The sequence below is a fragment of the Pseudomonas sp. 5Ae-yellow genome, assembly GCF_014077575.1.
GTDB lineage: Bacteria > Pseudomonadota > Gammaproteobacteria > Pseudomonadales > Pseudomonadaceae > Halopseudomonas > Halopseudomonas neustonica.
This window is the reverse complement of record NZ_JACGWE010000044.1, coordinates 1-23,918: the sequence shown is the minus strand read 5'-3', so window position 1 is coordinate 23,918 and position 23,918 is coordinate 1. Positions and strand designations below refer to the sequence as shown.

Annotated in this window: 27 protein-coding genes and 2 tRNA genes; 24 read left to right on the top strand and 5 right to left on the bottom strand. The window is 55.9% G+C overall.

Going from position 1 to position 23,918, the window contains the following annotated elements; all coding sequences use genetic code 11:
- Positions 1-264 precede the first annotated feature (264 nt).
- Positions 265-693: an HIT domain-containing protein gene (locus tag H4J77_RS16980; RefSeq protein WP_123890819.1), complete on the top strand. Its 429-nt coding sequence runs from the start codon at positions 265-267 to the stop codon at positions 691-693.
- On the top strand, positions 693-920 hold the full coding sequence (locus tag H4J77_RS16975) for a SlyX family protein (RefSeq protein WP_123890861.1): 228 nt from the start codon (positions 693-695) through the stop codon (positions 918-920). Before H4J77_RS16980 ends, H4J77_RS16975 begins: the two co-directional genes overlap by 1 nt.
- Before the next feature lie 56 nt (positions 921-976).
- On the opposite strand, the gene H4J77_RS20225 is transcribed toward H4J77_RS16975, so the two are convergent.
- Together H4J77_RS20225 and H4J77_RS16965 are read right to left on the bottom strand one after the other, a co-directional pair.
- Entirely contained in the window at positions 977-1,618 is a 642-nt protein-coding gene (locus H4J77_RS20225) for a cold-shock protein (RefSeq protein ID WP_305955065.1), read from the bottom strand.
- Positions 1,619-1,776: 158 nt separating this feature from the next.
- Positions 1,777-2,247 carry a Dps family protein gene (locus H4J77_RS16965; RefSeq protein ID WP_123890818.1) on the bottom strand — a complete coding sequence of 157 codons (471 nt, stop codon included), beginning with the start codon at positions 2,245-2,247 and terminating at the stop codon, positions 1,777-1,779.
- 387 nt (positions 2,248-2,634) lie between these two features.
- Here H4J77_RS16965 and aspS point away from each other — a divergent pair, with 387 nt between their 5' ends.
- From aspS to nadA, 15 genes are all read left to right on the top strand, one after another.
- Positions 2,635-4,410 carry an aspartate--tRNA ligase gene (gene aspS, locus H4J77_RS16960; RefSeq protein ID WP_182249574.1) on the top strand — a complete coding sequence of 592 codons (1,776 nt, stop codon included), beginning with the start codon at positions 2,635-2,637 and terminating at the stop codon, positions 4,408-4,410.
- Positions 4,411-4,477: 67 nt separating this feature from the next.
- Positions 4,478-5,224 (top strand): YebC/PmpR family DNA-binding transcriptional regulator, encoded by a 747-nt coding sequence (locus tag H4J77_RS16955; RefSeq protein WP_123890816.1) that lies wholly within the window; start codon positions 4,478-4,480, stop codon positions 5,222-5,224.
- An 88-nt stretch (positions 5,225-5,312) separates the two neighbouring features.
- Positions 5,313-5,840 carry a crossover junction endodeoxyribonuclease RuvC gene (gene ruvC / locus H4J77_RS16950; protein ID WP_182249572.1) on the top strand — a complete coding sequence of 176 codons (528 nt, stop codon included), beginning with the start codon at positions 5,313-5,315 and terminating at the stop codon, positions 5,838-5,840.
- 21 nt (positions 5,841-5,861) lie between these two features.
- A complete protein-coding gene (ruvA, locus tag H4J77_RS16945) occupies positions 5,862-6,467 on the top strand; it encodes a Holliday junction branch migration protein RuvA (RefSeq protein WP_123890814.1) in 606 nt (201 codons plus the stop codon).
- 33 nt (positions 6,468-6,500) lie between these two features.
- Positions 6,501-7,562, top strand: coding sequence for a Holliday junction branch migration DNA helicase RuvB (gene ruvB / locus H4J77_RS16940; RefSeq protein ID WP_123890813.1), 1,062 nt, complete (start codon positions 6,501-6,503; stop codon positions 7,560-7,562).
- Positions 7,563-7,622: 60 nt separating this feature from the next.
- Positions 7,623-8,072, top strand: a complete 450-nt coding sequence (gene ybgC, locus H4J77_RS16935; protein ID WP_123890812.1) for a tol-pal system-associated acyl-CoA thioesterase — start codon at positions 7,623-7,625, stop codon at positions 8,070-8,072.
- A 36-nt stretch (positions 8,073-8,108) separates the two neighbouring features.
- On the top strand, positions 8,109-8,780 hold the full coding sequence (gene tolQ / locus H4J77_RS16930; RefSeq protein ID WP_123890859.1) for a protein TolQ: 672 nt from the start codon (positions 8,109-8,111) through the stop codon (positions 8,778-8,780).
- 24 nt (positions 8,781-8,804) lie between these two features.
- Positions 8,805-9,245 (top strand): protein TolR, encoded by a 441-nt coding sequence (gene tolR / locus H4J77_RS16925; RefSeq protein WP_123890858.1) that lies wholly within the window; start codon positions 8,805-8,807, stop codon positions 9,243-9,245.
- Positions 9,242-10,294, top strand: coding sequence for a cell envelope integrity protein TolA (tolA, locus tag H4J77_RS16920; RefSeq protein WP_182249570.1), 1,053 nt, complete (start codon positions 9,242-9,244; stop codon positions 10,292-10,294). Before tolR ends, tolA begins: the two co-directional genes overlap by 4 nt.
- Positions 10,294-11,598, top strand: coding sequence for a Tol-Pal system beta propeller repeat protein TolB (tolB, locus tag H4J77_RS16915; protein WP_182249568.1), 1,305 nt, complete (start codon positions 10,294-10,296; stop codon positions 11,596-11,598). Before tolA ends, tolB begins: the two co-directional genes overlap by 1 nt.
- Positions 11,599-11,641: 43 nt before the next feature.
- Complete coding sequence (pal, locus tag H4J77_RS16910) at positions 11,642-12,148, top strand: peptidoglycan-associated lipoprotein Pal (protein ID WP_182249566.1); 507 nt, start codon at positions 11,642-11,644, stop codon at positions 12,146-12,148.
- A 13-nt stretch (positions 12,149-12,161) separates the two neighbouring features.
- Complete coding sequence (ybgF, locus tag H4J77_RS16905; RefSeq protein WP_182249564.1) at positions 12,162-12,947, top strand: tol-pal system protein YbgF; 786 nt, start codon at positions 12,162-12,164, stop codon at positions 12,945-12,947.
- A gap of 107 nt (positions 12,948-13,054) precedes the next feature.
- Positions 13,055-13,741 (top strand): 7-cyano-7-deazaguanine synthase QueC, encoded by a 687-nt coding sequence (gene queC / locus H4J77_RS16900; RefSeq protein WP_182249562.1) that lies wholly within the window; start codon positions 13,055-13,057, stop codon positions 13,739-13,741.
- A gap of 66 nt (positions 13,742-13,807) precedes the next feature.
- Positions 13,808-13,883: transfer RNA gene (locus H4J77_RS16895), tRNA-Lys, on the top strand.
- Positions 13,884-14,135: 252 nt separating this feature from the next.
- The gene (gene nadA / locus H4J77_RS16890) at positions 14,136-15,194 is read left to right on the top strand and encodes a quinolinate synthase NadA (protein ID WP_123890806.1); all 1,059 of its coding nucleotides are present in this window, start codon (positions 14,136-14,138) and stop codon (positions 15,192-15,194) included.
- Positions 15,195-15,274: 80 nt separating this feature from the next.
- Here the strand turns inward: nadA and H4J77_RS16885 are convergent, their stop codons facing one another.
- The gene (locus H4J77_RS16885; RefSeq protein ID WP_182249560.1) at positions 15,275-16,741 is read right to left on the bottom strand and encodes a M48 family metalloprotease; all 1,467 of its coding nucleotides are present in this window, start codon (positions 16,739-16,741) and stop codon (positions 15,275-15,277) included.
- An 85-nt stretch (positions 16,742-16,826) separates the two neighbouring features.
- On the opposite strand from H4J77_RS16885, the gene H4J77_RS16880 reads away from it, so the two are divergent.
- Entirely contained in the window at positions 16,827-17,078 is a 252-nt protein-coding gene (locus tag H4J77_RS16880; RefSeq protein ID WP_123890804.1) for a sulfurtransferase TusA family protein, read from the top strand.
- Positions 17,079-17,083: 5 nt separating this feature from the next.
- The gene (locus H4J77_RS16875; protein ID WP_123890803.1) at positions 17,084-18,175 is read left to right on the top strand and encodes an AI-2E family transporter; all 1,092 of its coding nucleotides are present in this window, start codon (positions 17,084-17,086) and stop codon (positions 18,173-18,175) included.
- 26 nt (positions 18,176-18,201) lie between these two features.
- On the opposite strand, the gene H4J77_RS16870 is transcribed toward H4J77_RS16875, so the two are convergent.
- Entirely contained in the window at positions 18,202-18,669 is a 468-nt protein-coding gene (locus H4J77_RS16870) for a peroxiredoxin (protein WP_123890802.1), read from the bottom strand.
- A 16-nt stretch (positions 18,670-18,685) separates the two neighbouring features.
- Complete coding sequence (locus tag H4J77_RS16865) at positions 18,686-19,243, bottom strand: glycine cleavage system protein R (RefSeq protein WP_123890801.1); 558 nt, start codon at positions 19,241-19,243, stop codon at positions 18,686-18,688.
- Positions 19,244-19,437: 194 nt separating this feature from the next.
- Here H4J77_RS16865 and dapA point away from each other — a divergent pair, with 194 nt between their 5' ends.
- The 5 genes from dapA to H4J77_RS16840 all read left to right on the top strand — a co-directional run bounded on the left by dapA (position 19,438) and on the right by H4J77_RS16840 (position 23,138).
- Positions 19,438-20,313, top strand: a complete 876-nt coding sequence (gene dapA, locus H4J77_RS16860) for a 4-hydroxy-tetrahydrodipicolinate synthase (protein WP_182249558.1) — start codon at positions 19,438-19,440, stop codon at positions 20,311-20,313.
- A gap of 34 nt (positions 20,314-20,347) precedes the next feature.
- The gene (gene bamC, locus H4J77_RS16855; protein WP_182249556.1) at positions 20,348-21,478 is read left to right on the top strand and encodes an outer membrane protein assembly factor BamC; all 1,131 of its coding nucleotides are present in this window, start codon (positions 20,348-20,350) and stop codon (positions 21,476-21,478) included.
- A 4-nt stretch (positions 21,479-21,482) separates the two neighbouring features.
- Positions 21,483-22,280: an MBL fold metallo-hydrolase gene (locus H4J77_RS16850; RefSeq protein ID WP_182249554.1), complete on the top strand. Its 798-nt coding sequence runs from the start codon at positions 21,483-21,485 to the stop codon at positions 22,278-22,280.
- Positions 22,280-22,993 (top strand): phosphoribosylaminoimidazolesuccinocarboxamide synthase, encoded by a 714-nt coding sequence (purC, locus tag H4J77_RS16845; protein ID WP_182249552.1) that lies wholly within the window; start codon positions 22,280-22,282, stop codon positions 22,991-22,993. Before H4J77_RS16850 ends, purC begins: the two co-directional genes overlap by 1 nt.
- 55 nt (positions 22,994-23,048) lie before the next feature.
- Positions 23,049-23,138: transfer RNA gene (locus H4J77_RS16840), tRNA-Ser, on the top strand.
- Positions 23,139-23,918 lie beyond the last annotated feature (780 nt).

Sequence of the window (23,918 nt, the reverse complement as noted above, 5' to 3'; positions counted from 1 at the left end):
AAGCGCTTCGATTTCAAATGTCCTATCGAAGTCATGAGCGAAGTGATGCAGAAAGCCTTGGCTATGCAATATGATGCTCCTGCGTCAATTCAATAACCGTGTTGCACTCAGCTCCTGCAACCGCCGAGAATTAAAAGTTATTTATCGACTTTTTTTGTTCGTTTTTGTGAACGGTCTGCATTTTATGTTGTCCGTCCCGGCGCGTGGGATGGCTTAAAATTGGTGGGGCGCTTTGAGCGCCTGCTGGCTAATCGGAGTTTTTTCATGTTTTATCTTCACCCGCAATTAGACAAAGATTGCATAGTCGTGGGCGACTTCCCGCTATGCCGGCTTTTGTTGAGTAAGGACTCACGCTATCCCTGGTTTATTCTGGTGCCTCGCAAACAGGATATTACAGAGATTTTCCAGCTGAGTGAAAGTGATCAGGCGCAGCTGAGTCGGGAATCAATCCATTTGTCGCGCACCCTGCATCAGGTCTATGAGGCGGATAAGTTGAACGTGGCGGCTTTGGGCAATATGGTCAGTCAGCTGCACATTCATCATATTGTGCGTTATCACGGCGACGACGCCTGGCCGGCGCCCGTTTGGGGGCGGCTACCTGCGAAGGCATACAAGCCTGGTGATATTGCACGGCGACTTGAACCCCTGCGTTTGGCGCTAAGAGAAGATTTTAAATTTGCGGAGACAGCATGATGAGTGTTGGTGAGTCAAAGGTGTGGCAGGCACGCCTGGATGAGCTGGAAACCCGTTTGGCGTTTCAGGATGACACTATTCAGAGTCTTAATGATGCCCTGGGTCAACAGCAGATATTGTTGGAAAAGATGCGGCGTTCGCTAGAGCTGATTGCCAAAAGACAGGCCGAGATGGTGACGCTTATGCCGGGTGAATCCAGTGATGATCAGCCGCCACCCCACTACTGAGAGCGGACAGCTAAATACTGGGGCCTGGACAGTGATGTCGCAGGCCCCAGCCTTTTTTAGCTGATGATGTCGACCTGTTCAGCTTGCAAGCCTTTTTCGCGTTCGGCTACTACGTAGCTGACACGCTGTCCTTCCTGCAGAAAGCGGTGTCCTTCGCCCTGAATGGCGCGAAAGTGCACAAAGATATCAGAGCCAGAGTCGCGGGAAATAAAGCCGAAGCCCTTGTTGGTATTGAACCATTTCACCGTGCCCTCTTCGCGCTTTTCGCCTTTGGATGGCTTTGCAACTTTGGTTTTCGTCTTTGGCTTGGCAGGAGCGGCCGCTTGGCGGCGAGCTATCAGGCTCTTCAGTTCGCAGCCCAGTACCAGCGCTGTGTGCAGGCAGACGCCGACGATGCTCATGCTTAGCGCCCAGATTGCCAGCGTGGAAATGGTGCTGTTTATGACCAAGGCGCTGAAGGCGATGCACGCAGCGATGATCATTAGTGCGGATGCCAGCAAAGCCACTGCGCCGGGCAAGCCGCTCTCGGCGTGCTCGCGCTGGTTATGTTGCTGCAAGTTGATCAGGCCAGTCAGTAGGGCGAGCAGGCCGATGTGATCTATAGGGCTGCTTTCAGTCAGGAACGGGATAATGCTGTAGAGGCCAGCGAGCAATGCCGCGAGACCAATGGTCAAATGCAGGTAACGAAGGATTTTCAAATTATTCACCCTGAATACGTATTGTGATGGTGTTGCTGCGAATTAAATTTAGCGGCCGCATGGTTTGGTTGGCCGCGCCGCACTCTAACCCGAAATTCGCTTTGCTACCAAGGTATATCAGGGGCGCTGGCAGCGGTTTGGCCGCCAGCGCTGGGGTCTTAGCTTTCCAGCAGGCTACGTAGCATCCAGGCGGTTTTTTCGTGCACTTGCATTCGCTGGGTTAGCAGGTCAGCAGTAGGTTCGTCGTGTGTCTCGTCACAGACCGGGAAGATACTGCGTGAGGTGCGCACACAGGCTTCATGACCTTCTACCAAAAGTTTGATCATGTCCTTGGCTTCGGGTACGCCGTCTTCCTCTTTGATTGAGCTCAGTTCGACAAACTGTTTGTAAGTACCTGGTGCCGGGAATCCTAGGGTGCGGATACGCTCGGCGATTTCATCGACAGCCAATGCTAGTTCGTTATAGTGCGTTTCGAACATCAGGTGCAGTGTCTGGAACATCGGGCCTTTGACGTTCCAGTGGAAGTTATGGGTTTTTAAATAGAGCGTGTAAGTGTCCGCAAGCAGGTGGGAAAGCCCGTCAGCGATTTTTGCGCGATCTGCTTCGGTAATGCCGATATCAATTTTCATTATGGCTCCTTGCTTTGGTCCGAACTAGGTAATCTTCAGATCAATAAAGTGTGCGTCAGTTCCGATCAGTGGCAACAATTTACCGGGTCGCCTGGAGTAAATCTACAGCGCTGGTGCTGATCCTGCCTGGTACGGTTGTGCTGCGAAATGCTGTTTTGCTCGTATTTGGCGGCCGTGCGAGCGGATGATGTGCCAGCGGCCAAGAGCGTCGCTCGGCTACTGAGACGGCCAGTCATCGCACTCAGCGGCAAACTGCTGCGGTTATGTCTCCCATTGATGCCCGGTTTTCCGGTATATTATGCCGTTTTTATCCGCGCGCCTTTTTCAGCGGCACAAGCCGGTGCGTTCGGATACTTCCATTTTGCCGATCACAGGAAGCTCCACACCATGATGCGTACCCACTATTGCGGCCAGTTGAATGAAACGCTGGCGGATCAGGAAATCACTCTTTGCGGCTGGGTTCATCGCCGTCGCGACCACGGTGGTGTGATTTTTCTTGATATTCGCGATCGTGAGGGCCTGGCTCAGGTGGTGTTTGACCCTGATCGTGAGGAAACCTTCGCTCTGGCTGATAGTGTGCGTAGCGAGTACGTAGTGCGGATCCGCGGCAAGGTGCGCGCTCGCCCTGCCGGTGCGGTCAATCCGAACATGGCGTCCGGTGCCATTGAAGTGCTGGGCTATGAGCTGGAAGTACTCAATCAGGCAGAAACGCCGCCGTTCCCGCTGAATGAGTACTCCGACGTCGGCGAAGAAACCCGTCTTCGTTATCGTTTTATCGACCTGCGTCGCCCAGAGATGGCTGCCAAGCTGAAACTGCGCTCGCAGATCACCAGCAGCATTCGTCGTTATCTCGATGAGAATGGCTTCCTTGATGTGGAAACCCCCATTCTCACCCGTGCCACCCCTGAAGGTGCGCGCGATTATCTGGTGCCTAGCCGCACCCATCCCGGCCATTTCTTCGCACTGCCGCAGTCGCCTCAGCTGTTTAAGCAGCTGCTGATGGTGTCGGGCTTTGATCGTTACTATCAAATCGCCAAGTGTTTCCGCGATGAGGATCTGCGCGCTGATCGTCAGCCCGAGTTTACCCAGATCGATATCGAAACCAGCTTCCTTGATGAAGCCGATATCATGGGGCTGACTGAAGGCATGATTCGTCAGCTGTTCAAGCAGGTGCTGGATGTCGATCTTGGCGATTTCCCGCATATGACCTTTGAAGAAGCCATGCGCCGTTACGGCTCTGACAAGCCGGATCTGCGTAACCCGCTGGAGTTGGTAGACGTTGCTGATCAGTTGGCTGGCGTCGAGTTCAAGGTGTTCAGCGGCCCGGCAAATGATCCAAAGGGCCGTGTTGCTGCGTTGCGCGTGCCAGGCGGTGCCAGCATGCCGCGTAAACAGATTGACGATTACACCAAGTTTGTCGGCATCTATGGCGCCAAGGGTTTGGCCTATATCAAGGTCAACGAGCGCGCGAAGGGGCTGGAAGGTTTGCAGTCGCCGATCGTCAAGTTCATTCCGGAAGAGAACCTGGAAGTTATCCTGGATCGCGTTGGTGCGGTTGATGGTGACCTGGTTTTCTTCGGTGCAGACAAGGCCAAGATCGTTTCTGAAGCGCTGGGCGCTTTGCGTATCAAGCTGGGTACCGATCTGGAGCTGCTGACATCCGAGTGGGCGCCGCTGTGGGTTGTCGACTTCCCGATGTTCGAAGAGAACGATGATGGCTCGCTGTCCGCCCTGCATCACCCGTTCACCGCACCCAAGTGCTCCCCGGAAGAGCTGCAGGCCGAGCCCGCGACGGCACTCTCACGCGCCTATGACATGGTGCTCAATGGTACCGAGCTGGGTGGTGGTTCGATCCGTATTCACAGCAAGGAAATGCAGCAGGCGGTGTTCAATATTCTGGGCATCAGCGCCGAGGAGCAGCAGGAGAAGTTCGGCTTCCTGCTTGATGCTCTGAAGTTTGGCGCGCCACCGCACGGTGGTCTGGCCTTTGGTCTGGACCGTCTGGTGATGCTGGTCACGGGTGCGCAGTCGATTCGTGAAGTGATTGCCTTCCCGAAAACCCAGAGTGCGGCCTGTGTTATGACGCAAGCGCCGGGTCTGGTCGATCAGAAGGCGCTGCGCGAGTTGAATATTCGTCTGCGCGAGCAGGCCAAGGTCGAGTAATGCGCAGGGTCTGCTCCGTCTGATGGCGGAGCAGGGCAATGTATTCAGGTATTCGGAGTCAAGGGTTATGGCCGGTCATTCCAAGTGGGCCAATATCAAGCATCGCAAGGCAGCGCAGGATGCCAAGCGCGGCAAGATCTTTACCAAGCTGATTCGTGAGTTGACGGTATCGGCGAGAGTGGGCGGCGGTAATCCGGCGGACAACCCCCGCTTGCGTACTGCGGTCGATAAGGCGCTGGGTGCGAACATGACCCGCGACACCATCGACCGTGCTATTGCTCGGGGTGACGGCAGCAATGATGCCGATAACATGGAAGAGCTCACCTACGAGGGCTACGGTGCCGGCGGTGTGGCTATTCTGGTTGAAGCCATGACCGATAACCGTAATCGCACCGTGAGTGAAGTGCGCCACGCGTTTAACAAGTGTGGTGGTAACTTGGGTACGGATGGCTCAGTCGCCTATCTGTTTACCAAGCGCGGGCAGATCAGTTTTGCGCCGGGAGTGGATGAAGATGCACTCATGGAGGCGGCACTGGAGGCAGGTGCTGAGGATGTGGTCGCCAATGATGACGGCTCGTTCGACGTATTTAGCCGCTTTGAAGACTTTGGTACGGTACGTGACGGGCTTGAATCAGCCGGCTTTGGTGGCGATTCCGCTGACGTAGCTATGATCCCCAGTACGGTGGCGGAGCTGGATCTGGATACCGCCGAGAAGATCGTGCGCCTGGTCGATATGCTGGAAGATCTGGACGATGTGCAAAACGTCTATTCCAACGCAGAAATCAGCGACGAAATCATCGAGCAGCTAGGGTGAACCTGGCGTAGACTCTGACCCAAGGGAGGCTGGTGCCTCCCTTTTTTATAGCGATTTCACGGTACTGAACGGCGAGGGCTGCAGCGTAATGTCACTGATACTGGGGATTGACCCCGGCTCGCGGATTACCGGTTTCGGTATCGTGCGACACCAGGCTGGCCGCTGTGAATATGTTACTTCTGGCTGTATTCGTCTTGGCGATGGCCCATTTCCTGAGCGCCTGCAAAAGATTTTTCAGTATTTATCCGAACTGATAACCCAGTATCAACCGACTGTCGTCAGTATCGAGCAGGTGTTTATGGCGCGTAATCCGGACTCGGCCCTGAAGCTGGGGCAGGCAAGGGGAGCCGCTATTGTCGCTGCGGTGAATGCCGGGTTGGCGGTGAATGAGTACAGCGCAAGGCAGGTAAAGCAATCAGTGGTAGGGACCGGCGCAGCGGATAAGAAGCAGGTGCAGCATATGGTGACCCAGTTGCTGAGCCTGGCCGGCACGCCGCAAGCCGATGCCGCTGATGCGCTGGCGATCGCGCTTTGTCATGCGCACCTCAGCGGCGTACAGAAACAGTTGGGCAATTCGGCGTTGGCGATGCGTTGTGGTCGCCTGCGCCGGCGTTGAACAGAATCAGGGAGTAGCTGAGTGATAGGACGTTTGACCGGAGTTCTGCTGGAAAAGCAGCCGCCACACATCGTGCTGGACGTGCAGGGTGTTGGTTACGAGCTGGATGCTCCCATGAGTACTTTTTACCAGTTGCCGTCGTTGGGTGAGCAAGTAACCCTGCACACCCATATGGTGGTGCGCGAAGACGCTCAGCTGTTGTATGCGTTTTCTGACAAGCGCGGGCGCGAGCTGTTTCGGGAGCTGATTCGCTTGAACGGCGTTGGCCCCAAGTTGGCGCTGGCGCTGATGTCGGGTATGGAAGTGGACGAGCTGGTGATGGCGGTACAGCACCAGGATGTCAGCGCGCTGGTGCGCGTACCTGGCGTTGGCAAGAAAACCGCAGAGCGTCTATTAATTGAGTTGCGTGATCGCTTCAAAGCCTGGGAGTCTCTGCCCGGTAGCGTGCCACTGGCGGTTGCCGGTCACGCCGCTGCGCCCGCCGCCAAGCCCAGCGCCGATGCCGTGAGCGCGCTGATTTCTCTGGGGTACAAGCCGCAGGAAGCCAGTAAGGCAGTTGCCGCTGTCGACGAGGAAGGGCTCTCCAGTGAAGAGTTGATTCGCCGTGCGCTCAGGGGCATGGTGTAACCAGCCCGCAGGACCTATCACCATGGATAACGCATGCTTGAAGAAGATCGTTTGATTGCTGCTGCCCCACGGCAGCAGGAAGATGTAATAGACCGGGCAATTCGGCCTTATAAACTCGCTGAGTATATTGGTCAGCCCGCTGTGCGCGAGCAGATGGAGTTGTTCATCAAAGCCGCCAAAGGGCGTGGCGAGGCGCTGGATCATGTGCTGATTTTTGGCCCGCCCGGTCTGGGTAAAACTACACTTGCCAACATCATTGCGCAGGAAATGGGCGCGCAAATAAAAAGCACCTCTGGCCCGGTGCTGGAGCGGGCGGGTGATCTTGCCGCGCTGCTGACCAATCTAGAGGCCGGCGATGTTCTCTTTATCGACGAAATTCATCGTCTCTCGCCTGTGGTGGAGGAGATACTCTACCCGGCGATGGAGGACTATCAGCTCGATATCATGATCGGCGATGGCCCGGCCGCTCGCTCCATCAAGCTCGATCTTCCCCCGTTTACCCTGGTAGGCGCCACCACGCGCGCCGGCATGCTGACCAATCCGTTGCGTGACCGCTTTGGTATCGTTCAGCGCCTTGAGTTTTATGGTGTGGATGATCTGTCGACTATTGTTGGTCGTTCAGCAAGCATTCTTGGGTTGCAGATGGACCCGGAGGGCGCGCGTGAAATCGCCCGCCGCTCGCGGGGTACGCCGCGTATCGCCAACCGCTTGTTGCGCCGGGTTCGCGACTTTGCCGAAGTGCGCAGCCAGGGCGCCATCACCCGTGAGGTGGCCGATAAGGCCTTGAATTTGCTGGATGTTGACGAGCAGGGCTTTGATCACATGGATCGACGATTGCTGCTGACCATGATCGACAAGTTCGATGGCGGGCCTGTGGGTATTGATAACCTGGCGGCGGCTATTAGTGAAGAGCGCCACACTATCGAAGACGTGCTTGAGCCCTATCTTATTCAGCAGGGCTTCATCATGCGTACGCCCCGTGGTCGCGTAGTAACACGGCATGCTTATCTGCACTTTGGTTTGAATCTACCCAGTCGTATGGCGCCGCATGCGGCGGATTTGTTTGACGACCCGTCAGCGCCAGATTCGCCATAAAAAATATTTTGCATTTAACGAGGTTGCCCACTATGCAAAACCTTAACTTGGCTCTACATTATGCGCGTTGAACGTCCAGGGCCGCCATTCGTGCTGAAAGCCCGCGTCTACTTTGAAGATACCGATGCCGGTGGCATCGTCTACTACGTCAATTATCTGAAGTTTATGGAGCGTGCGCGGACGGAGCTGGTCCGTACTCTCGGGTTTGATCAAAGTGCTCTACAAAGAGAAAATGTCATCTTTGTTGTGCACTCTGTATCGGCGCGTTATCACGCGCCTGCGCGCCTGGATGATGAACTTGTCGTGTCTGCGGTTGTCTTGGAACTCAAGCGCGCGAGTATTCGCTTCCGTCAGCAGGTCAAGCGGGCGGATGGTGAATTGCTGTGTGAAGGGGAGGTATTAGTCGCCTGCGTTAGTGCAGACCGATATCGGCCCAGAGTAATACCCGAGACTATGCGGGATGCCTTCAACCAATTGGTTGCGGCAGATAACGATGAAGGGAACCTATGAGTAAGCGAGGAGTGGTGAAGCGTGCAAGCTGATCAAATGTCTATGTGGCACCTGGTTTCAGGCGCCAGTGTGCTGGTACAGCTGGTGATGCTCACGCTGCTGACAGCGTCTGTGGTGTCATGGGTGATGATTTTTCAGCGCAGCAGCTTTATGCGCTCCGCGAAGAATGCGCTGGATGATTTTGAGGATCGTTTCTGGTCCGGTGTTGATTTATCCCAGCTTTACCGTCAGGTGACAGGCTCGCCTGATGAAGATTCCGGTCTCGAGCAGATATTTCGCGCCGGCTTCAAAGAATTCTCGCGCATGCGTCAGCAGTCCGGTGTTGATCCGGATGCGGTGATGGATGCGGTGCAGCGTTCCATGCGCGTGGCTATCTCGCGGGAAGAGGAGAAGCTCGAACAGCATTTGTCGTTTCTGGCTACGGTGGGCTCCACCAGCCCTTATGTGGGTCTGTTTGGTACGGTCTGGGGCATCATGAACTCGTTCCGTGGCCTGGCTACCGTTCAGCAAGCGACGCTAGCGACAGTGGCGCCGGGTATTGCCGAGGCGCTGATCGCTACGGCTATTGGTTTGTTTGCGGCTATTCCAGCCGTTGTGGCGTATAACCGTTTCTCTGCCCGCTCAGAGATGCTGATTGGGCGGTATTACACCTTTGCTGAAGAGTTCTCCAGCATCCTGCATCGCCGCGTTCACTCGCGTGATGAGTAAGTTGGAGAATTTATGAGTATGCACATGCAGCGCAGACGCCAGAAGCGTAAGCCGGTCGCCGAGATGAACGTCGTGCCGTACATCGACGTCATGCTGGTGTTGCTGGTGATCTTCATGGTAACGGCGCCCATGTTGAATCAGGGTGTGAAGGTTGATCTGCCACAAGTTTCCAGCGAGGTGCTGCCGTCTGACAGCAACCAGCAGGTGCTGACGCTCTCTGTTTTGGCCGACGGCACTTATTATTGGAATCTTGGCGAGTCGGTTGATACCGAGAACAAGACCGACAGTGCGGTTTCATTGGAAGCCATGACGGAAGGTGTCACCAAGATCATGCGCGCCAAGCCGGATACGCTGGTTTATATTCGTGGCGACAAGGCCGCGAACTACGGCGTGATCATGATGGCTATGGGCGCCTTGCAGCAGGCGGGTGTTCCTAATGTCGGCCTGATAACCGAGGCGCCGTGAATACGCCTGAGAATCGCCGGCGGGTTGATACGTCCGGGCGCTATTCATCGCCATTGCTTAAGGCATTGGCGGTGCATTTGGTGGTTGCGATTTTGCTGTTTGCCTCTTTCAGCACGGCGCCCAGCTTTGAGCCTGCCAGGCCGATTGTGCAGGCGACGTTGGTGCAGTTGGACTCGATGAGCCCCGCTACTACGCAGACCGATCAGAAGATCGCTGGCGAAGCGCAACGCACTGCGGCGCAGCGCAATGAAGCGGAAGAGCTGGAGCGCAAGAAACAACAGGAGCAGCAGCAAGAGAACACGCAAGCAGCGGCTGCGGCTGAGGCGAGGAAAGCGCAAGAGCAAAGGGCCGAAGAGCAAAAGGCCGCTGAACAAGCAGCAGCTGAAGCCGCTGCCGAGGCGAAATCCGAGGCTCAGGCCAAAGCGGAAGAGCAGCGTAAGGCCGCTGAAGTAGCTGCCGCCAAGAAGCGTGAAGAGGCGGAGCAGGCTGCTGAAGCTGAGGCGGCGAAGAAGCGCGCTGAAGCAGAAGCCGAGCGCAAGAAGGCTGAGGAAGAGGCTAGGCGTAAGGCGCAGGCGGCGGCTGAAGAAAGACGTAAGGCTGCCGAGGCGGCAGAAGCGAAGAAACGTGCGGAGGCCGATGCGGCGCGTAAGGCCCAGGAAGAAAGGCTGGCCAAGGCGCAGGCGGAACTGCTATCTGATGAGCCGCAGTATCAGCAGGCGCAGGCTGATCGCCCTGGTGATCAGGTTGCGGCCAATTATGATGATGTTATTCGCCGTTATGTGAGCGAGCAGTGGCGCAGGCCGCCGACAGCACGTAATGGCATGGTGGTTGAGGTTCAGTTAAGCATGTTGCCTACGGGGCAAATTACCGACGTGGTGGTCACTCGTTCTAGTGGTGACCCCGGGTTTGATCAATCTGCGGTTCAGGCTGTCCGAAATGTGGGCCGAATCCCGGAAATGCAAACGCTGTCACGCGATAATCCTGCAGCATTCGACCGTATGTATAGACAACGGCTGTTGCGCTTCAAACCAGAGGATCTGGCATTCTGATGAAACGATTTACGCAAGCACTGATCGCAGTGATTGCCCTGTGCACCGCGCAACTGGCGCTGTCGCAGGAGGCAATTGAAATTACCAGTGGTACCGATAAGGCTACCCCTATCGCCGTGGTGCCTTTTGGCTGGCAGGGCAGTGCGCCGCTGTCTGAAGACCTGGCGGATATCAGTGCCAACGATTTGCGCAATACTGGTATGTTTGCTCCGATGGAGCGCAGCAATATGCTGAGTTATCCGGTGCGGGGTGAAGAGATCAATTCCCGTGACTGGAAAATGATTGGCGTTGACTATGTGGTGGTAGGGCAGGTTACCAATCAGCCGGGCACAGACCGCTATGAGCTGAACTATAGTCTCTACAGTATTTTGCGTGAGCAGGTTTTGCTGTCAAAAACCGTGAGCGGTACTCAGTCTCAATTGCGCGATATGGCGCACCATTTGAGCGATGAGGTATTCGAGGAAATTACGGGGATAAAGGGTGCGTTCAATACCAAGTTGCTTTACGTTGCAGCTGAACGCTTTTCTGCCGATAACACCCGTTACACGCTGCAGCGCTCCGATTATGATGGCGCGCGTGCGTCGACGTTGTTGCAGTCGCGTGAGCCGATTTTGAGCCCGTCCTATGCGCCGGACGGTCAGCGAATCGCCTATGTATCCTTTGAGTCGCGTCGTCCGGAAATTTATGTGCACTATATTCAGACGGGCCGTCGCGAGCGGATCACCAGTTTTGAAGGCTTGAACGGCGCTCCGGCGTGGTCGCCAGATGGTAATCGCCTGGCCTTTGTGTTGTCGCGCGACGGCAATCCGGAGATTTACGTGATGGACCTGGGCAGCAAGCAGATGCGCCGTATTACCAATCATTTTGCGATTGATACCGAGCCGAGCTGGATGGACAACAACACCATCGCCTTTACCTCGGATCGAGGCGGCAAGCCACAGATCTACAAACAGAATATCAACGGCGGCTCTACCGAGCGCCTGACTTTTGTTGGTAATTATAATGCCAACGCAAAACTTTCCGTCGATGGTCGCACCATGGTTATGGTGCACCGTCAGGAAGGTTATCGTAATTTTCAGATTGCTACTCAAGACCTCAAACGGGGCAATCTGAGGGTTTTAACAGATACATCTTTGGATGAGTCACCTACTGTCTCACCCAATGGCGTTATGTTAATTTATGCTACCCGTCAACAGGGACGGGGTGTACTCATGCTGGTATCGACAAATGGTCGTGCGCGGTCGGTAATTCCGACTCAGTTCACAGACCTGCGCGTACCATCATGGTCCCCATACCTGCCATAGGGCGCACCAACACTAAACCATATGGGGTTAATAGGAGTTCATCATGGAAGTTATCAAGTTCGGTAAAATGGCTGCTCTGATTGTTGCTTTCGGCGTTGTTGTAGGTTGTTCGTCCAAGGGCGGCGACGCTTCCGGCACTGGTGCAGTTGATCCTAACGCTGGTTACGGCGCAGGCACTTCTGGCGCAGGTATGGACAACGGCATGAGCAGTGAAGAAGCCGCTCTGCGTGCCGTTACCACGTTCTACTTTGAATACGACAGTTCCGAGCTGAAGCAAGAGGCCATGCGCTCTCTTGATGTTCATGCCAAGGATCTGAAAGCTGCCGGTAACCGCGTTGTTCTGGAAGGTCACACTGATGAGCGTGGCACCCGTGAATACAACATGGCTCTGGGCGAGCGTCGTGCTGCTGCTGTTCAGCGCTACCTGGTACTGCAAGGCGTTTCTCCTGCGCAACTGGAACTGGTTTCCTATGGCGAAGAGAAGCCTGCTGTAATGGGTTCTAGCGAAGAAAGCATGGCTCAGAATCGTCGCGTAGAGCTGCGCAAGTAATAAAAGAGGTCTTATGAAAGGTTTCAGAGGAGTTGTACTTGCTTGTGTTCTCGCACCCATGGGCGCGATGGCGCAGGTGCCGGTGTCAGAAGGTAGTTCGGGTAATGCCGGCACCAACTATCCGGGCTCCTCTGTAGCCCCTCAGACCACGGCTGGCCTTTCTGGTGAAGGCCAGTTGTACCAACAGCTGTATCAGCTGCAGCAGGAAGTAACCATGCTGCGTGGCCTGCTCGAAGAGCAGGGCTACAAGTTGAAACAGATGGAACGCGATCAGCTGGAGCGCTACGAAGATATTGATCGTAGGTTGTCCAGTCAGAGCGCTCCTGCTTCATCGGCTGCAGAGCCAATCACCGGTGCTCCATTGTCGGGCGACCCTGCTGCCTCCGCGCCGGAAGAGAGTGCCACCCCGGCACCCGCAGATCCGGAGCGCGAAAAGCTGTTGTATGACGCTTCTTTTGACTTTGTCAAAACGCGCGATTTTGATAAGGCTATTCAGGCCTTTACCGCTTTCTTACGCCGCTACCCCGACAGTCAATACGCAGGTAATGCGCAGTACTGGCTGGGTGAGGTTTATTTGGTCCAGTCCGATCTTGATTCCGCTGGTAAAGCTTTCGCTCAGGTGATTAGCCGCTACCCGGACCATCGCAAGGGCTCGGATGCAATGTACAAGTTGGGTGAGGTTGAACGTCGCTTGGGGCACGATGACAAAGCGCGTGACCTGTTTCAGCAAGTGGTGAGTAAGTACCCAGACTCATCCGCCGCGCAACTAGCTGGGCGCGAACTGAACACCCTTAACTGAGCTTTTTGGCCATCTGGCCGCGTTTTCTGTTTTTGCAGCTCGCTGTTTGGCGAGCTGCCTTTTCTGGTTTAAGCCCTCCGATTACCCACTTCACTGGGATACCTTAGATGACCACGGCTCATACTCCCGCTAAAGCGGTCGTTCTGCTCTCCGGCGGACTCGACTCCGCAACGGTGCTGGCGATGGCGCAGTCGCAGGGTTATCAGTGTTACAGCATCAGCTTTGATTACGGCCAGCGGCATCGAGCCGAGCTGAACGCCGCAAAGGCGCTGGCGAAAGCTGTCGGGGTGGTCGAGCATAAGGTGATTGGCCTTGATTTCGATGGTATGGGCGGCTCCGCGCTGACAGATACCGACGTGGCAGTGCCGGAGCAGGCGCAGCAGGGCATCCCGGTGACCTACGTTCCGGCCCGCAATACCGTATTTCTGGCATTGGCGCTCGGGTGGGCAGAAGTGCTGAGTGCGCGGGATATTTTCATTGGTGTCAATGCGGTGGACTACTCGGGCTATCCGGATTGCCGACCTGAGTTTGTCGCCGCCTTCGAGCAGCTGGCGAACCTGGCGACGCGCGAAGGTGTTGAAGGGGATGGTTTTCGTATCCAGGCGCCACTGCAGCATTTGAGTAAAGCCGAAATTGTGCAGGCTGGTACTCGTCTTGGGGTGGATTACAGTCAGACCGTATCCTGCTACCAGGCGAGCGAGCACGGGTTAGCCTGTGGTCGCTGCGACAGCTGCCGTCTGCGTGCCGAAGGCTTTGCTGCTGCGGGGCTTGTGGATCCCACGCGCTATCGTTGAAGATTGGGTTGTGTTAAAAAAGCTTGAATTTAACTGATAAATCAGTAATATACCGCTCGTCCAAACGGGTCGTTAGCTCAGTTGGTAGAGCAGTTGGCTTTTAACCAATTGGTCGTAGGTTCGAATCCTACACGACCCACCATTTTGGATCCCTCCTGATATTCGCTTTAAAATCCTTATTTGCTGCGGTCTGCCAGCAGGCATAGAGTCTGTATTGCTCGCTTTGCGGTGTTCTGTTTCTCATTGCACTGCAGTTTTAGCTTCCTGCTAGTCGACGCCAGCTGATGGGTACGGCGTTAGCCTGCCTGTAACGCAGCCGCCTTCGGCATGTCTGCTGCATCAGCGCGGCGTGATACAATCCTGGTCTTCTATTGTTCTCCGGATGGATGAGAATATGTCGCAGATTTCTGAACGCCTGCTGGTGCAGGCACACCTTGATGCCAAGGCTCCAGCACTGCTGAGCGACGCAGAAAAGGCGGATTACAAAGCCCGTATCGCGGCCTCTCTCAAAGCGCACAACGCGGTGCTGGTAGCGCATTACTATACCGACCCGATACTGCAGGAGCTGGCTGAAGAGACCGGTGGCTGCGTATCTGACTCCCTTGAGATGGCGCGCTTCGGTCGAGATCATCCCGCCAGCACCTTGTTGGTTGCGGGTGTTCGCTTTATGGGTGAGACCGCTAAAATCCTCAGTCCGGAGAAGCGCGTGCTGATGCCGACGCTCGAGGCGACCTGCTCGCTGGATATCGGTTGCCCGATTGATGAGTTTTCCGCGTTTTGTGATCAGCATCCAGATCGCACTGTGGTGGTCTATGCCAATACCTCGGCGGCGGTCAAAGCGCGCGCAGATTGGGTCGTGACGTCCAGTTGCGCACTACCAATCGTTGAGCATTTGATGGATAAGGGTGAGAAGATTCTCTGGGCCCCCGATCAACACCTGGGTAACTATATTCAGCGCGAAACTGGCGCAGACATGCTGCTGTGGGAAGGTTCTTGCATCGTGCATGAGGAGTTCAAGGCCAAAGCGCTGGAAGACTTGCTCAAGGTTCATCCAGAGGCCGCAGTGCTGGTTCACCCCGAATCACCGCAGTCAGTCGTCGAATTGGCGGATGTGGTTGGTTCTACCAGTCAGCTGATCAAGGCGACGCAGGAGTTGCCTAACCCCACCTTCATCGTCGCGACCGATCGCGGTATTTTTTACAAGATGCAGCAGGCTGCGCCTGATCGTTTGTTGATTGATGCGCCTACCGCGGGTAATGGTGCGGCGTGCCGCAGTTGTGCTCACTGCCCATGGATGGCAATGAACACGCTGCCACGCGTGCTGCAAAGCCTGGAGCAGGGCACTGATGAGATCTTGGTGGATGCGCAGCTCATTCCACGTGCGGTCAAGCCCCTAGACCGCATGCTCGACTTCACCCGTTTAGCCAATATGGCGGTAAAGGGTAACGCCTGACCGCTAGCGGCGACTGAGTGTGCTCAGTCGCCGCGGTGTCTTCTGGCTGACAAGGTTGATCCATTAAGCGGATCTATGCCTTAAAGCGATTCAATCTGTCTGCGCTGGCGCGCCAGTTCGTCCTGGCGTGCGCGTATACGTGAGCTCATGACAAAACTGCCGTTGGCGCGCTTGAGCGCAAGATCAAGCTGCTCGCCGGCCTGGTCGGTATCGCCTGTCAGCATAAAGTACTCGGCCCGAGCCAAATGAACGCCCAGAATATTGCCCGCCAATCCGCGGATCTCTGCAGCCAGGTACCAGACATCGGGATCGCCCGTGCGTTGGCTCGCCAAGCGGTTGATGGCTTGCTCGGCCGCGGCGTAGTTCTGCTGTTTGAGGAGTAAGTCGGCCTCAATAAATTGCAGCGGATAGTTGCCAGGGTAGTTGCGCAACAGCTCTCGGGTGCGAGTGAGGGCTGATGCTAGTCGGCCACGGTTATTATCGATTTCGACCTGGGCCAGAGCAACGGTAAGATTGTGCGGCTCTTTCTCCAGTAACGGTGCCAGGGTTTCTTCTGCCTGGTCATGCTGGCCGCCACGGGTTAGCGCCAGCGCTAGGCCATAGCGCGCAGCGTCATGGTTGCCGTCGTGTTCATCCAGCAGTATGCCAAAGCGTTTCGCTGAGAGCCCCGGGCTACTCTCGTAATGAATCTGCACGCGTGCGCGCATCATCTGGTACTCGACTGTATCGTCTTCGCCGCCAACAGGTAGTTGCGCTGCACGGTTACGCGTATCAGCCATACGCGACTGGCTAACCGGGTGAGTCAGCAAGAACTCGGGCGGAGTGGAGTCGAAGCGGCTCAGTTGTGCCAGGCGCTCAAACATATTGGGCATCGCCAGCGGATCGTAGCCAGCGGCGACCAGGTTGGTCAGGCCAATACGGTCAGCTTCTTGCTCATTTTGTCGCGAGAAGCGGCGCTGCTCCTGAATCGCGGCGGCCTGGGTCGAGGCCAGTGCCGCAAAGCCGGCGTCACCGCCACCCGCAGCGGCCAGTATTATGCTGGCGAGCATGGCTGTCATGAAGGGTACTTGCATCTTTTGTTGCTGCTCCAGGCCACGCGCGAAATGCCGTTGTGACAAGTGAGCCAGTTCGTGGGCCATTACCGAGGCAAATTCAGCTTCAGTCTGCGCGTGCAAGAACAACCCGGCGTTTACGCCGACAACGCCGCCGGGTGCGGCGAAGGCGTTTAGTTGTGGACTGTCGATCATGACAAAGGCCAGCCGCCGATCAGCTAGCTGACTGGTTTCTGCCAGCGCGTAGACGCGGCTTTCAACGAAGCTCTTGAGCTGCGGATCTTCCAGTGTCGGTACCGCGCCGCGCAGCATCGTCAGCCAGGTGCGGCCTAGTTGGTATTCCTGCTCGCGTGACATCATGGAAGAGCTGGTGTCTCCCAAGGTGGGCAGGTTATAACCGTCGTCGGACTGCGCAGGCAGTGCAGGCAGCACCAGAGCAGCGCCGAGCAAAGCACTTGATAGCCAGCGTGCAGCGGGTGTTCTTGTCGTTGTCATATTTTGCTTCATACCCATGAGTACAAGTTGTCTGTCGGCGTGCTGACAAGGCTATACTGTGGCCCATTCGTTCTGGAGTGTATGCATGGTCTCTGAGTCACAAAACCTGCCTTTCGATTGTTATCTTGATGCGCGAGGTCTTAGCTGCCCTTTGCCCTTGCTGAAAGCCAAGCAGGCGCTTAACAGCATACTATCAGGACAGACTCTACATGTGGTGGCTACGGATGCCGGTTCGCAGCGTGACTTTCAGCGCTTTGCCGAACTCTCTGGTCACCAGCTATTGGCCGCCCGCGAATTGGACGGCGAATTCCTTTATTGGTTGCGCAAAGCAGAATAATTACCATGTTAAAAGTGTTTCAAGGTTGGGTTCAGCGCTACTTTTCTGATGAAGAAGCTGTGGTGCTGGCTGTTGTACTGGCGTTGGGTTTCGCCATCATCATCACCTTTGGGGACAAGCTCGCGCCTTTGCTGACGGGGGTGGTGCTCGCCTACTTGCTGCAGGGTCTGGTCACGCGTCTGCAACGCTGGCATTTCCCGCACTGGGTCGCGGTGTGGTTGGTGTTCCTGGTCTTTCTCGGCGCCCTGGCTGCGCTGTTGGGCGTTATTCTGCCGCTGGTTTGGCGGCAAATGTTGAATCTGTTCAATGAAGCGCCGCGCATGATTGGTGAGTGGCAGGACCAGCTTATGCATTTGCCCGAGCTCTACCCCTCTATCGTGACTGAAACCCAGATTGAGCGCCTGATCTCGTCGGTCAATGGCGAGGTGGGGCAATTTGGCCAATGGGTACTGTCGCAGTCGCTGTCCAGCCTGCCTTTTGTTATCACCATGCTGGTGTATCTGGTACTGGTGCCGATTCTGGTGTTTTTCTTTCTCAAGGATAGCCAGCAGCTGACCGGTTGGTTAGTGCGCCATTTACCCCGCGAGCGACGGCTGATGAAGCTGGTCTGGCAGGAAATGAATGAGCAAATCGGCAACTATATACGTGGCAAGGCGGTTGAGATTCTTATCGTGGGGGTCGTGACCTACATCTCGTTCGCCATTTTGGGCGTTAACTACGCAGCCCTGTTGGCCGTTCTGGTGGGGTTGTCGGTGCTGGTGCCCTATATAGGCGCTACGGTGGTGACTATTCCCGTTGCCATGATTGGCCTGTTTCAGTGGGGCTTGAGCAACGAGTTTATGGTGCTGATGGTGGTGTACGGCGTGATCCAGATGCTCGATGGCAACGTGCTGGTGCCGGTACTGTTTTCCGAGGCGGTTAATCTTCACCCGGTCGCTATCATCGCCGCAGTGCTTATCTTTGGCGGGTTGTGGGGCTTCTGGGGCGTGTTCTTTGCTATTCCGCTGGCCACCTTGTTCAAGGCTGTGCTCTACGCTTGGCCGCGTGGCCTGGAAGCCGCCAGCGATACCTCGGACGCCTCGGTCACCCCGCAATAAGCATTGCAGGGTAACCAGGCGGTTACTCAGTCAAGCGCTTGCACGGCCGCCAGTACGTCGGCCACGTGCCCGGGCACCTTGACCTTGCGCCACTCCTGCCGCAGCACGCCCTTGGCATCGATCAGGAAGGTGCTGCGTTCAATACCTTCGTACTCCTTGCCATAGAGCTTTTTGAGTTTGATTACGTCAAACAGCTTGCACAGCTCTTCTTCCGGGTCGCTGATCAGCTCAAAGGGAAACTCATGCTTGGCCTTGAAGTTGGCGTGGGTGCGCAGGCTATCGCGCGAAACGCCATAGATTACTGCGCCAGCGTCGCGGAATGCGGCAAACTGATCACGGAAGTCCTGGCCTTCGGTCGTGCAGCCGGGCGTGTTGTCCTTGGGGTAGAAGTAGATCACCGCCTTGCTGCCCGCCAGGCTCTCGGGGCTGACGGTCTGCTCGTTGGTCGCTTTGGCTGTAAACGCGGGGAGTGGCTTGTTGAGTTCGATGGTCATAGTTGCCTCGTCAGGTTCAGTGCAAAGGGCGCCAGGGTTCGATCACGGCATCAAGATTGAGTTCGTCACAGAAATCCAGGAACTGCTCTCGCAGCCAGCTAAGCTGCGTTCTCGCGGGTATGGCAATGGTCAGCGTGAGGTTGATCATCGCTGTCCCGGTATGCTGCGCCAGGTAGGTAAAGCTTTGCAGGTCTTCAATGTCAATGCTGAGCTGCTGGAAGAAAGTGCAGAGTTCGCCGACCAGCTCCGGTCGTTGCGCTGCAGTGACAAAGACATTGTAGGGCAGGGCCTGCGGGCGCTCCTCAATGCTCTGGCTGCGGCTCATCGACAGCACAAAGTGTTCGCGCTTGGCAAGCGGCGGCAACAGGGTTTCGAGTCTGGCCAGCGCGTCCCAATTGCCACTGACCTGAAGCAACAGCACTGCGCACGTGCCATGTCGGCTCATGCGGCTGTTGACTATGCTGCAGCGCTGTTCCGTGCACAGACGGGTCAGCATGCTGGCTAGCGCCGTCGTTTCCTGACCCATCACGTTGATGACCAGATACTGATCGCGTTGACTGGGGGTGCTGGACATGATGATCCTCAAAAAAAGGGGTAACGAGTGCCGGTTGGCACACGAAAACGCAGCGGCTATTGTCACAGCCTGCTCCCGGCGGTTCAACTGCCAGTTTTAGCGGCCAACAGGTGCTATTTGAGTGTGGGCGTCCCTTGTGCTGGCTGCACGGCGAAAGTACCATTGTCGTTTAATGTTTCAAGTGGAGCAGTTGCATGATTTCAGGCAGCCTGGTGGCGCTGGTAACACCGATGGATTCCCGCGGGAATCTTGATTGGGAGGCACTTGAGCGCCTGATTGACTTTCATCTGGAAAATGGCACCGATGGCATTGTTGCCGTGGGCACCTCTGGCGAGTCCGCCACCCTGGATATGGGTGAGCACAAGGAAGCCATTCGCCGCGTGGTACAGCAGGTTGCTGGCCGTATTCCGGTTATTGCCGGTACCGGTGCCAACTCCACCCGCGAAGCGGTCGAGCTGACTGAAGCTGCCCGCAGCGTCGGAGCCGATGCGGCGCTATTGGTAACGCCTTACTACAACAAGCCAACGCAAGAAGGTTTGTATCTGCATTACAAGCATATCGCTGAAACCGTCGCCATTCCGCAGATTCTGTACAACGTTCCAGGCCGTACCGCATGCGATATGTTGCCGGAAACCGTTGAGCGTCTAGCGGATATCAGCAATATCGTCGGTATCAAAGAGGCTACGGGTGACTTGCAGCGCGCAGCGGAAGTGATCCAGCGCGTAGGCGACCGCATGGCAGTCTATTCCGGTGACGATGCTACCGCCGCAGAACTTATCCTGTTGGGCGGCAAAGGCAATATTTCGGTCACTGCCAACGTTGCACCGCGCGCCATGCACGAGCTGTGTGCGGCCGCCTTGCGTGGTGATCATGATGCAGCACGCAGCATGAACGATGCCTTGATGCCGCTGCATAAAACACTGTTTATCGAGTCCAACCCCATTCCGGTGAAGTGGGCGCTGTTGGAAATGGGGCTGATCGCCGACGGTATTCGTTTGCCGCTAACCCCGCTTAGCTCACGTTGTCACGATACGGTTCATGAAGCCCTGCGTCAGTGCGGCTTGCTTTGATCAAACCGGAAACCTGTTTACCAAGGAAACGTTTATGAAGCCTGTGCTTAGCGCACTGACTATAGGTGTACTGGCCAGCCTCAGCGGCTGTGGTTATCTGATGGGCGATGAAGGTTATTTCCGCGATCGCGGCAGTGACTACCAGGACGCGCAAGTGCAACCACGCATGACGGTGCCAGCGGATCTGCAGAGCAAGCCGATTGGTGACTTGTTGCCAGTTCCAGGGCAGATTTCTGCCACAGGGGTTTCCGCGAAGGATTATGAAACCCCACGCCCTCAGCCCATGCTGGCGAGCGCTGATACTGCAGCCTTTTCCTTGCAGCAGGATGGTCGCGACCGCTGGTTGTTGGCGCAATTGCCGGCGACTGACGTATGGCCTTTGCTAGAGCGTTTCTGGGCAGATTATCAAGTGCCAATGGCGCAGCATGACCGCGCGCTGAGCCAGTTTTCGACTGACTGGATGGATTTCTCCAAGGGAGCCTACAGTCCACTGGTTCGTCGCTTGCTGCCAACGCTGGAAGAAGGGCGTCGTATCGATGGCGAAGAGCAGCGTTTTCGCATACGTCTTGAGCCCGGCGTCAATGCCGGTTCCAGCGAAGTGCGAGTCATTCATCAAAGCCGCGATATCGGCGATGATGACAGCGAGTGGCCAAGCCGGTCCGATATTTCCGGCTTTGAGCGCGGCCTGTTGGCCGAGCTGGAAACCTACCTCAACCAGAGCATAGCCAATCGCAACAGTGGCCAGGGCTCCAGTCTTGCCAACATCGGTCCGATCCAGACCTCCCTTGAGCAGGACGGCGCAGGCAACAGCGTGCTGGCGATGAGCACTGACTTTAATCGTGCCTGGGTTGAAGTCGGTGACTCTCTCTCGCGTGCCGATGTGTTGGTAACCGACTTTAACCGCAGCTCCGGTGTGTACTACGTCGACCTGGATCAGACGCGTAGCGACAAGGAAGAACCTGGTTTCTTCTCTGGCTGGTTTGGCGGCGACGACGAAGACGAGAAAGACGAGAGCGCGGCGGCGAGCCAGATCCAGGTACGCCTGACGCCAGTCTCTAATCGTATTGAAGTGACAGTAGACGCTGGCATCGAAAAGGCCGCTGATGGCACTGTCGCCCGCGACTTGCTGCAGAAGATCCGGGATAACCTGAACGAAGGGTCCTGAGCTAGTGCGCTACTGTTCCCTTGGTAGTGGTAGTAAGGGTAACGGTACGCTGATCGAGCAGGGCAACACCCGGCTGCTGGTAGATTGCGGCTTCAGTCTGCGCTCCACCGAGCAGCGCCTGCGTCAGGCAGGTATCGGTGGTGATCAGCTGACGGCGGTACTGGTGACGCACGAGCACTCTGATCATATTCAGGGTGTGGCAAAGCTGGCACGTCGTTTCGATCTGCCCGTCTACCTGACGCCCGGCACGGGTTACGCCTTGCGTCAGGAAGGCCTGGATTTGCGCTGGATTGATCTGCACAGCCCGCTGTTGATAGGCGACCTGGAAGTCAGCCCGGTCGCGGTGCCCCATGATGCGCGCGAGCCTTGTCAGTTTGTGTTTGATAATGGCCGCGAGCGTTTAGGAGTGCTGACTGACACTGGCAGCATTACACCCTGGATCGTAGAGCAATACGCCAGGCTGGATGCGCTTTTTCTGGAAGCCAACTATGACCCGCACATGCTGGCGTATGGTCCCTATCCTGGCTTTCTTAAGGCGCGAGTTGGCGGAGAACTGGGACATTTGAGTAATCAGCAGGCTGCCAGCCTGCTGGGCATGATTGATCTGGAGCAGTTGCAGCACATTGCCATTGCCCACATCAGTGAAAAGAACAACCGGCCAGAACTGGCGCGTGACGCATTAACTGATGCGTTAGCGGGTTGGTCTGGCGAATTGCTGCTGGCAGAGCAGAATCAGGGCCTGCCTTGGCAGACTATTTCGGGATTATCCCATCACCATTGCGCGCAAAGCGGGAGCCGATAATGGAAAAACGTACTGAACTGTATCGCGGTAAGGCCAAATCGGTTTACACCACAGATGATCCGGACCGGCTGATCCTGCTGTTCCGTAACGACACCTCCGCCTTTGATGGGAAAAAGATCGAACAGCTCGATCGTAAAGGCATGGTTAACAACCGCTTTAACGCCTTCATCATGCAAAAACTGCAGGACGCCGGTATTCCTACCCAGTTCGACAGCCTGGTGTCCGATACCGAGTGTCTGGTCAAAAAGCTCGACATGATTCCGGTCGAATGCGTAGTGCGAAACTACGCGGCCGGTAGCCTGGTCAAGCGCCTGGGTGTTGAAGAGGGCATGGCGCTAACGCCGCCGACCTTTGAGTTGTTTCTGAAGGACGACGCCAAGGGTGACCCCTTTATTAACCAGTCGCACGTCGTCACCTTCGGCTGGGCCACCGCCGAGCAGCTCACGCGCATGCAAGAGCTGACCCTGCAGGTCAACGACGTACTCAAAGCCCTGTTTGATGACGCCGGCCTGATGCTGGTCGATTTCAAACTGGAGTTTGGTCTGTTCAAGGGTGAAATCGTGCTGGGCGACGAGTTTAGCCCCGACGGCTGCCGCCTATGGGACAAGGAAACCCGCAAGAAAATGGACAAGGACCGCTTCCGTCAGGGCCTGGGCGGCGTGATCGAAGCCTACGAAGAAGTCGCCAAGCGTCTGGGCGTCGAACTTCCCTGAACGCGCCGGCAGCTTCCGTCAAACAGGCGAAAGCTGCTACTATACGCGCCGACTTGGAGAGTTGCCGGAGTGGTCGAACGGGACGGATTCGAAATCCGTTGAACTGGCAACAGTTCCCAGGGTTCGAATCCCTGACTCTCCGCCACTATTTTTACTCAAGGCCCCGTAAATAGGGGCTTTGTTTTTTCTACTTCTTGCCAGCCCATACCTCAGCCCATACCCGGTAGCATGTCTTGGTTTGCATGCGGTCTCAGTGCTGAGGCCGCGTCGAGCTGTCGCGATAGTGCTAAAACAGCAATCAATGAAAGTGGCTCGACGTCGCCTTCTTGAATAGCCAATCTATCTCGTCCTAGCTACTTGGCTTTCCCGTGAGCATTTTCGTCTACCGTATCTGGTACGACGTACTCTTCGCCACTCATTGTTTCTCTATTGGGAAGTACACGCGGCCCTCTGCCCGATAGCTATGTCTTGATCTGCTCAGCTACCAGGTCATAAAGTTGAGTTGCCTCAGAGCGGTCAGGCATAAGAACGCGTCGCAAGCAGAATTTCAGACTAGGTGAGCTGCCGCTCGACCTGCTGAAATTTTTTTCTCGGTATTGCAGTGGAGGTTGATTCAGGCACATATACCCAGGTTCTGGCTTATCTTGGCGCGAGCAAAGCTTTCCCTGCCAGTAAGCCTTGGTTTTTTGGCTGAGATGCTGAATGGGGGGCGATTGAAGGAATATAAAAAACGAGCAATAACTCAATTTAAGCTTGTTTTTACTTGGCTATAGCTTGCTGGAAGCTGCAGAACTCAATGTGAACCGCCCCGGGTTTCGCGGAGGCTTCAACTCCTGAGAAGATGAAGCCATGAACAAGACAAACAAGTTTTCCCCTGAAGTCCGTGAACGAGCCGTGCGGATGGTGCAAGAGCATCGCGGCGACT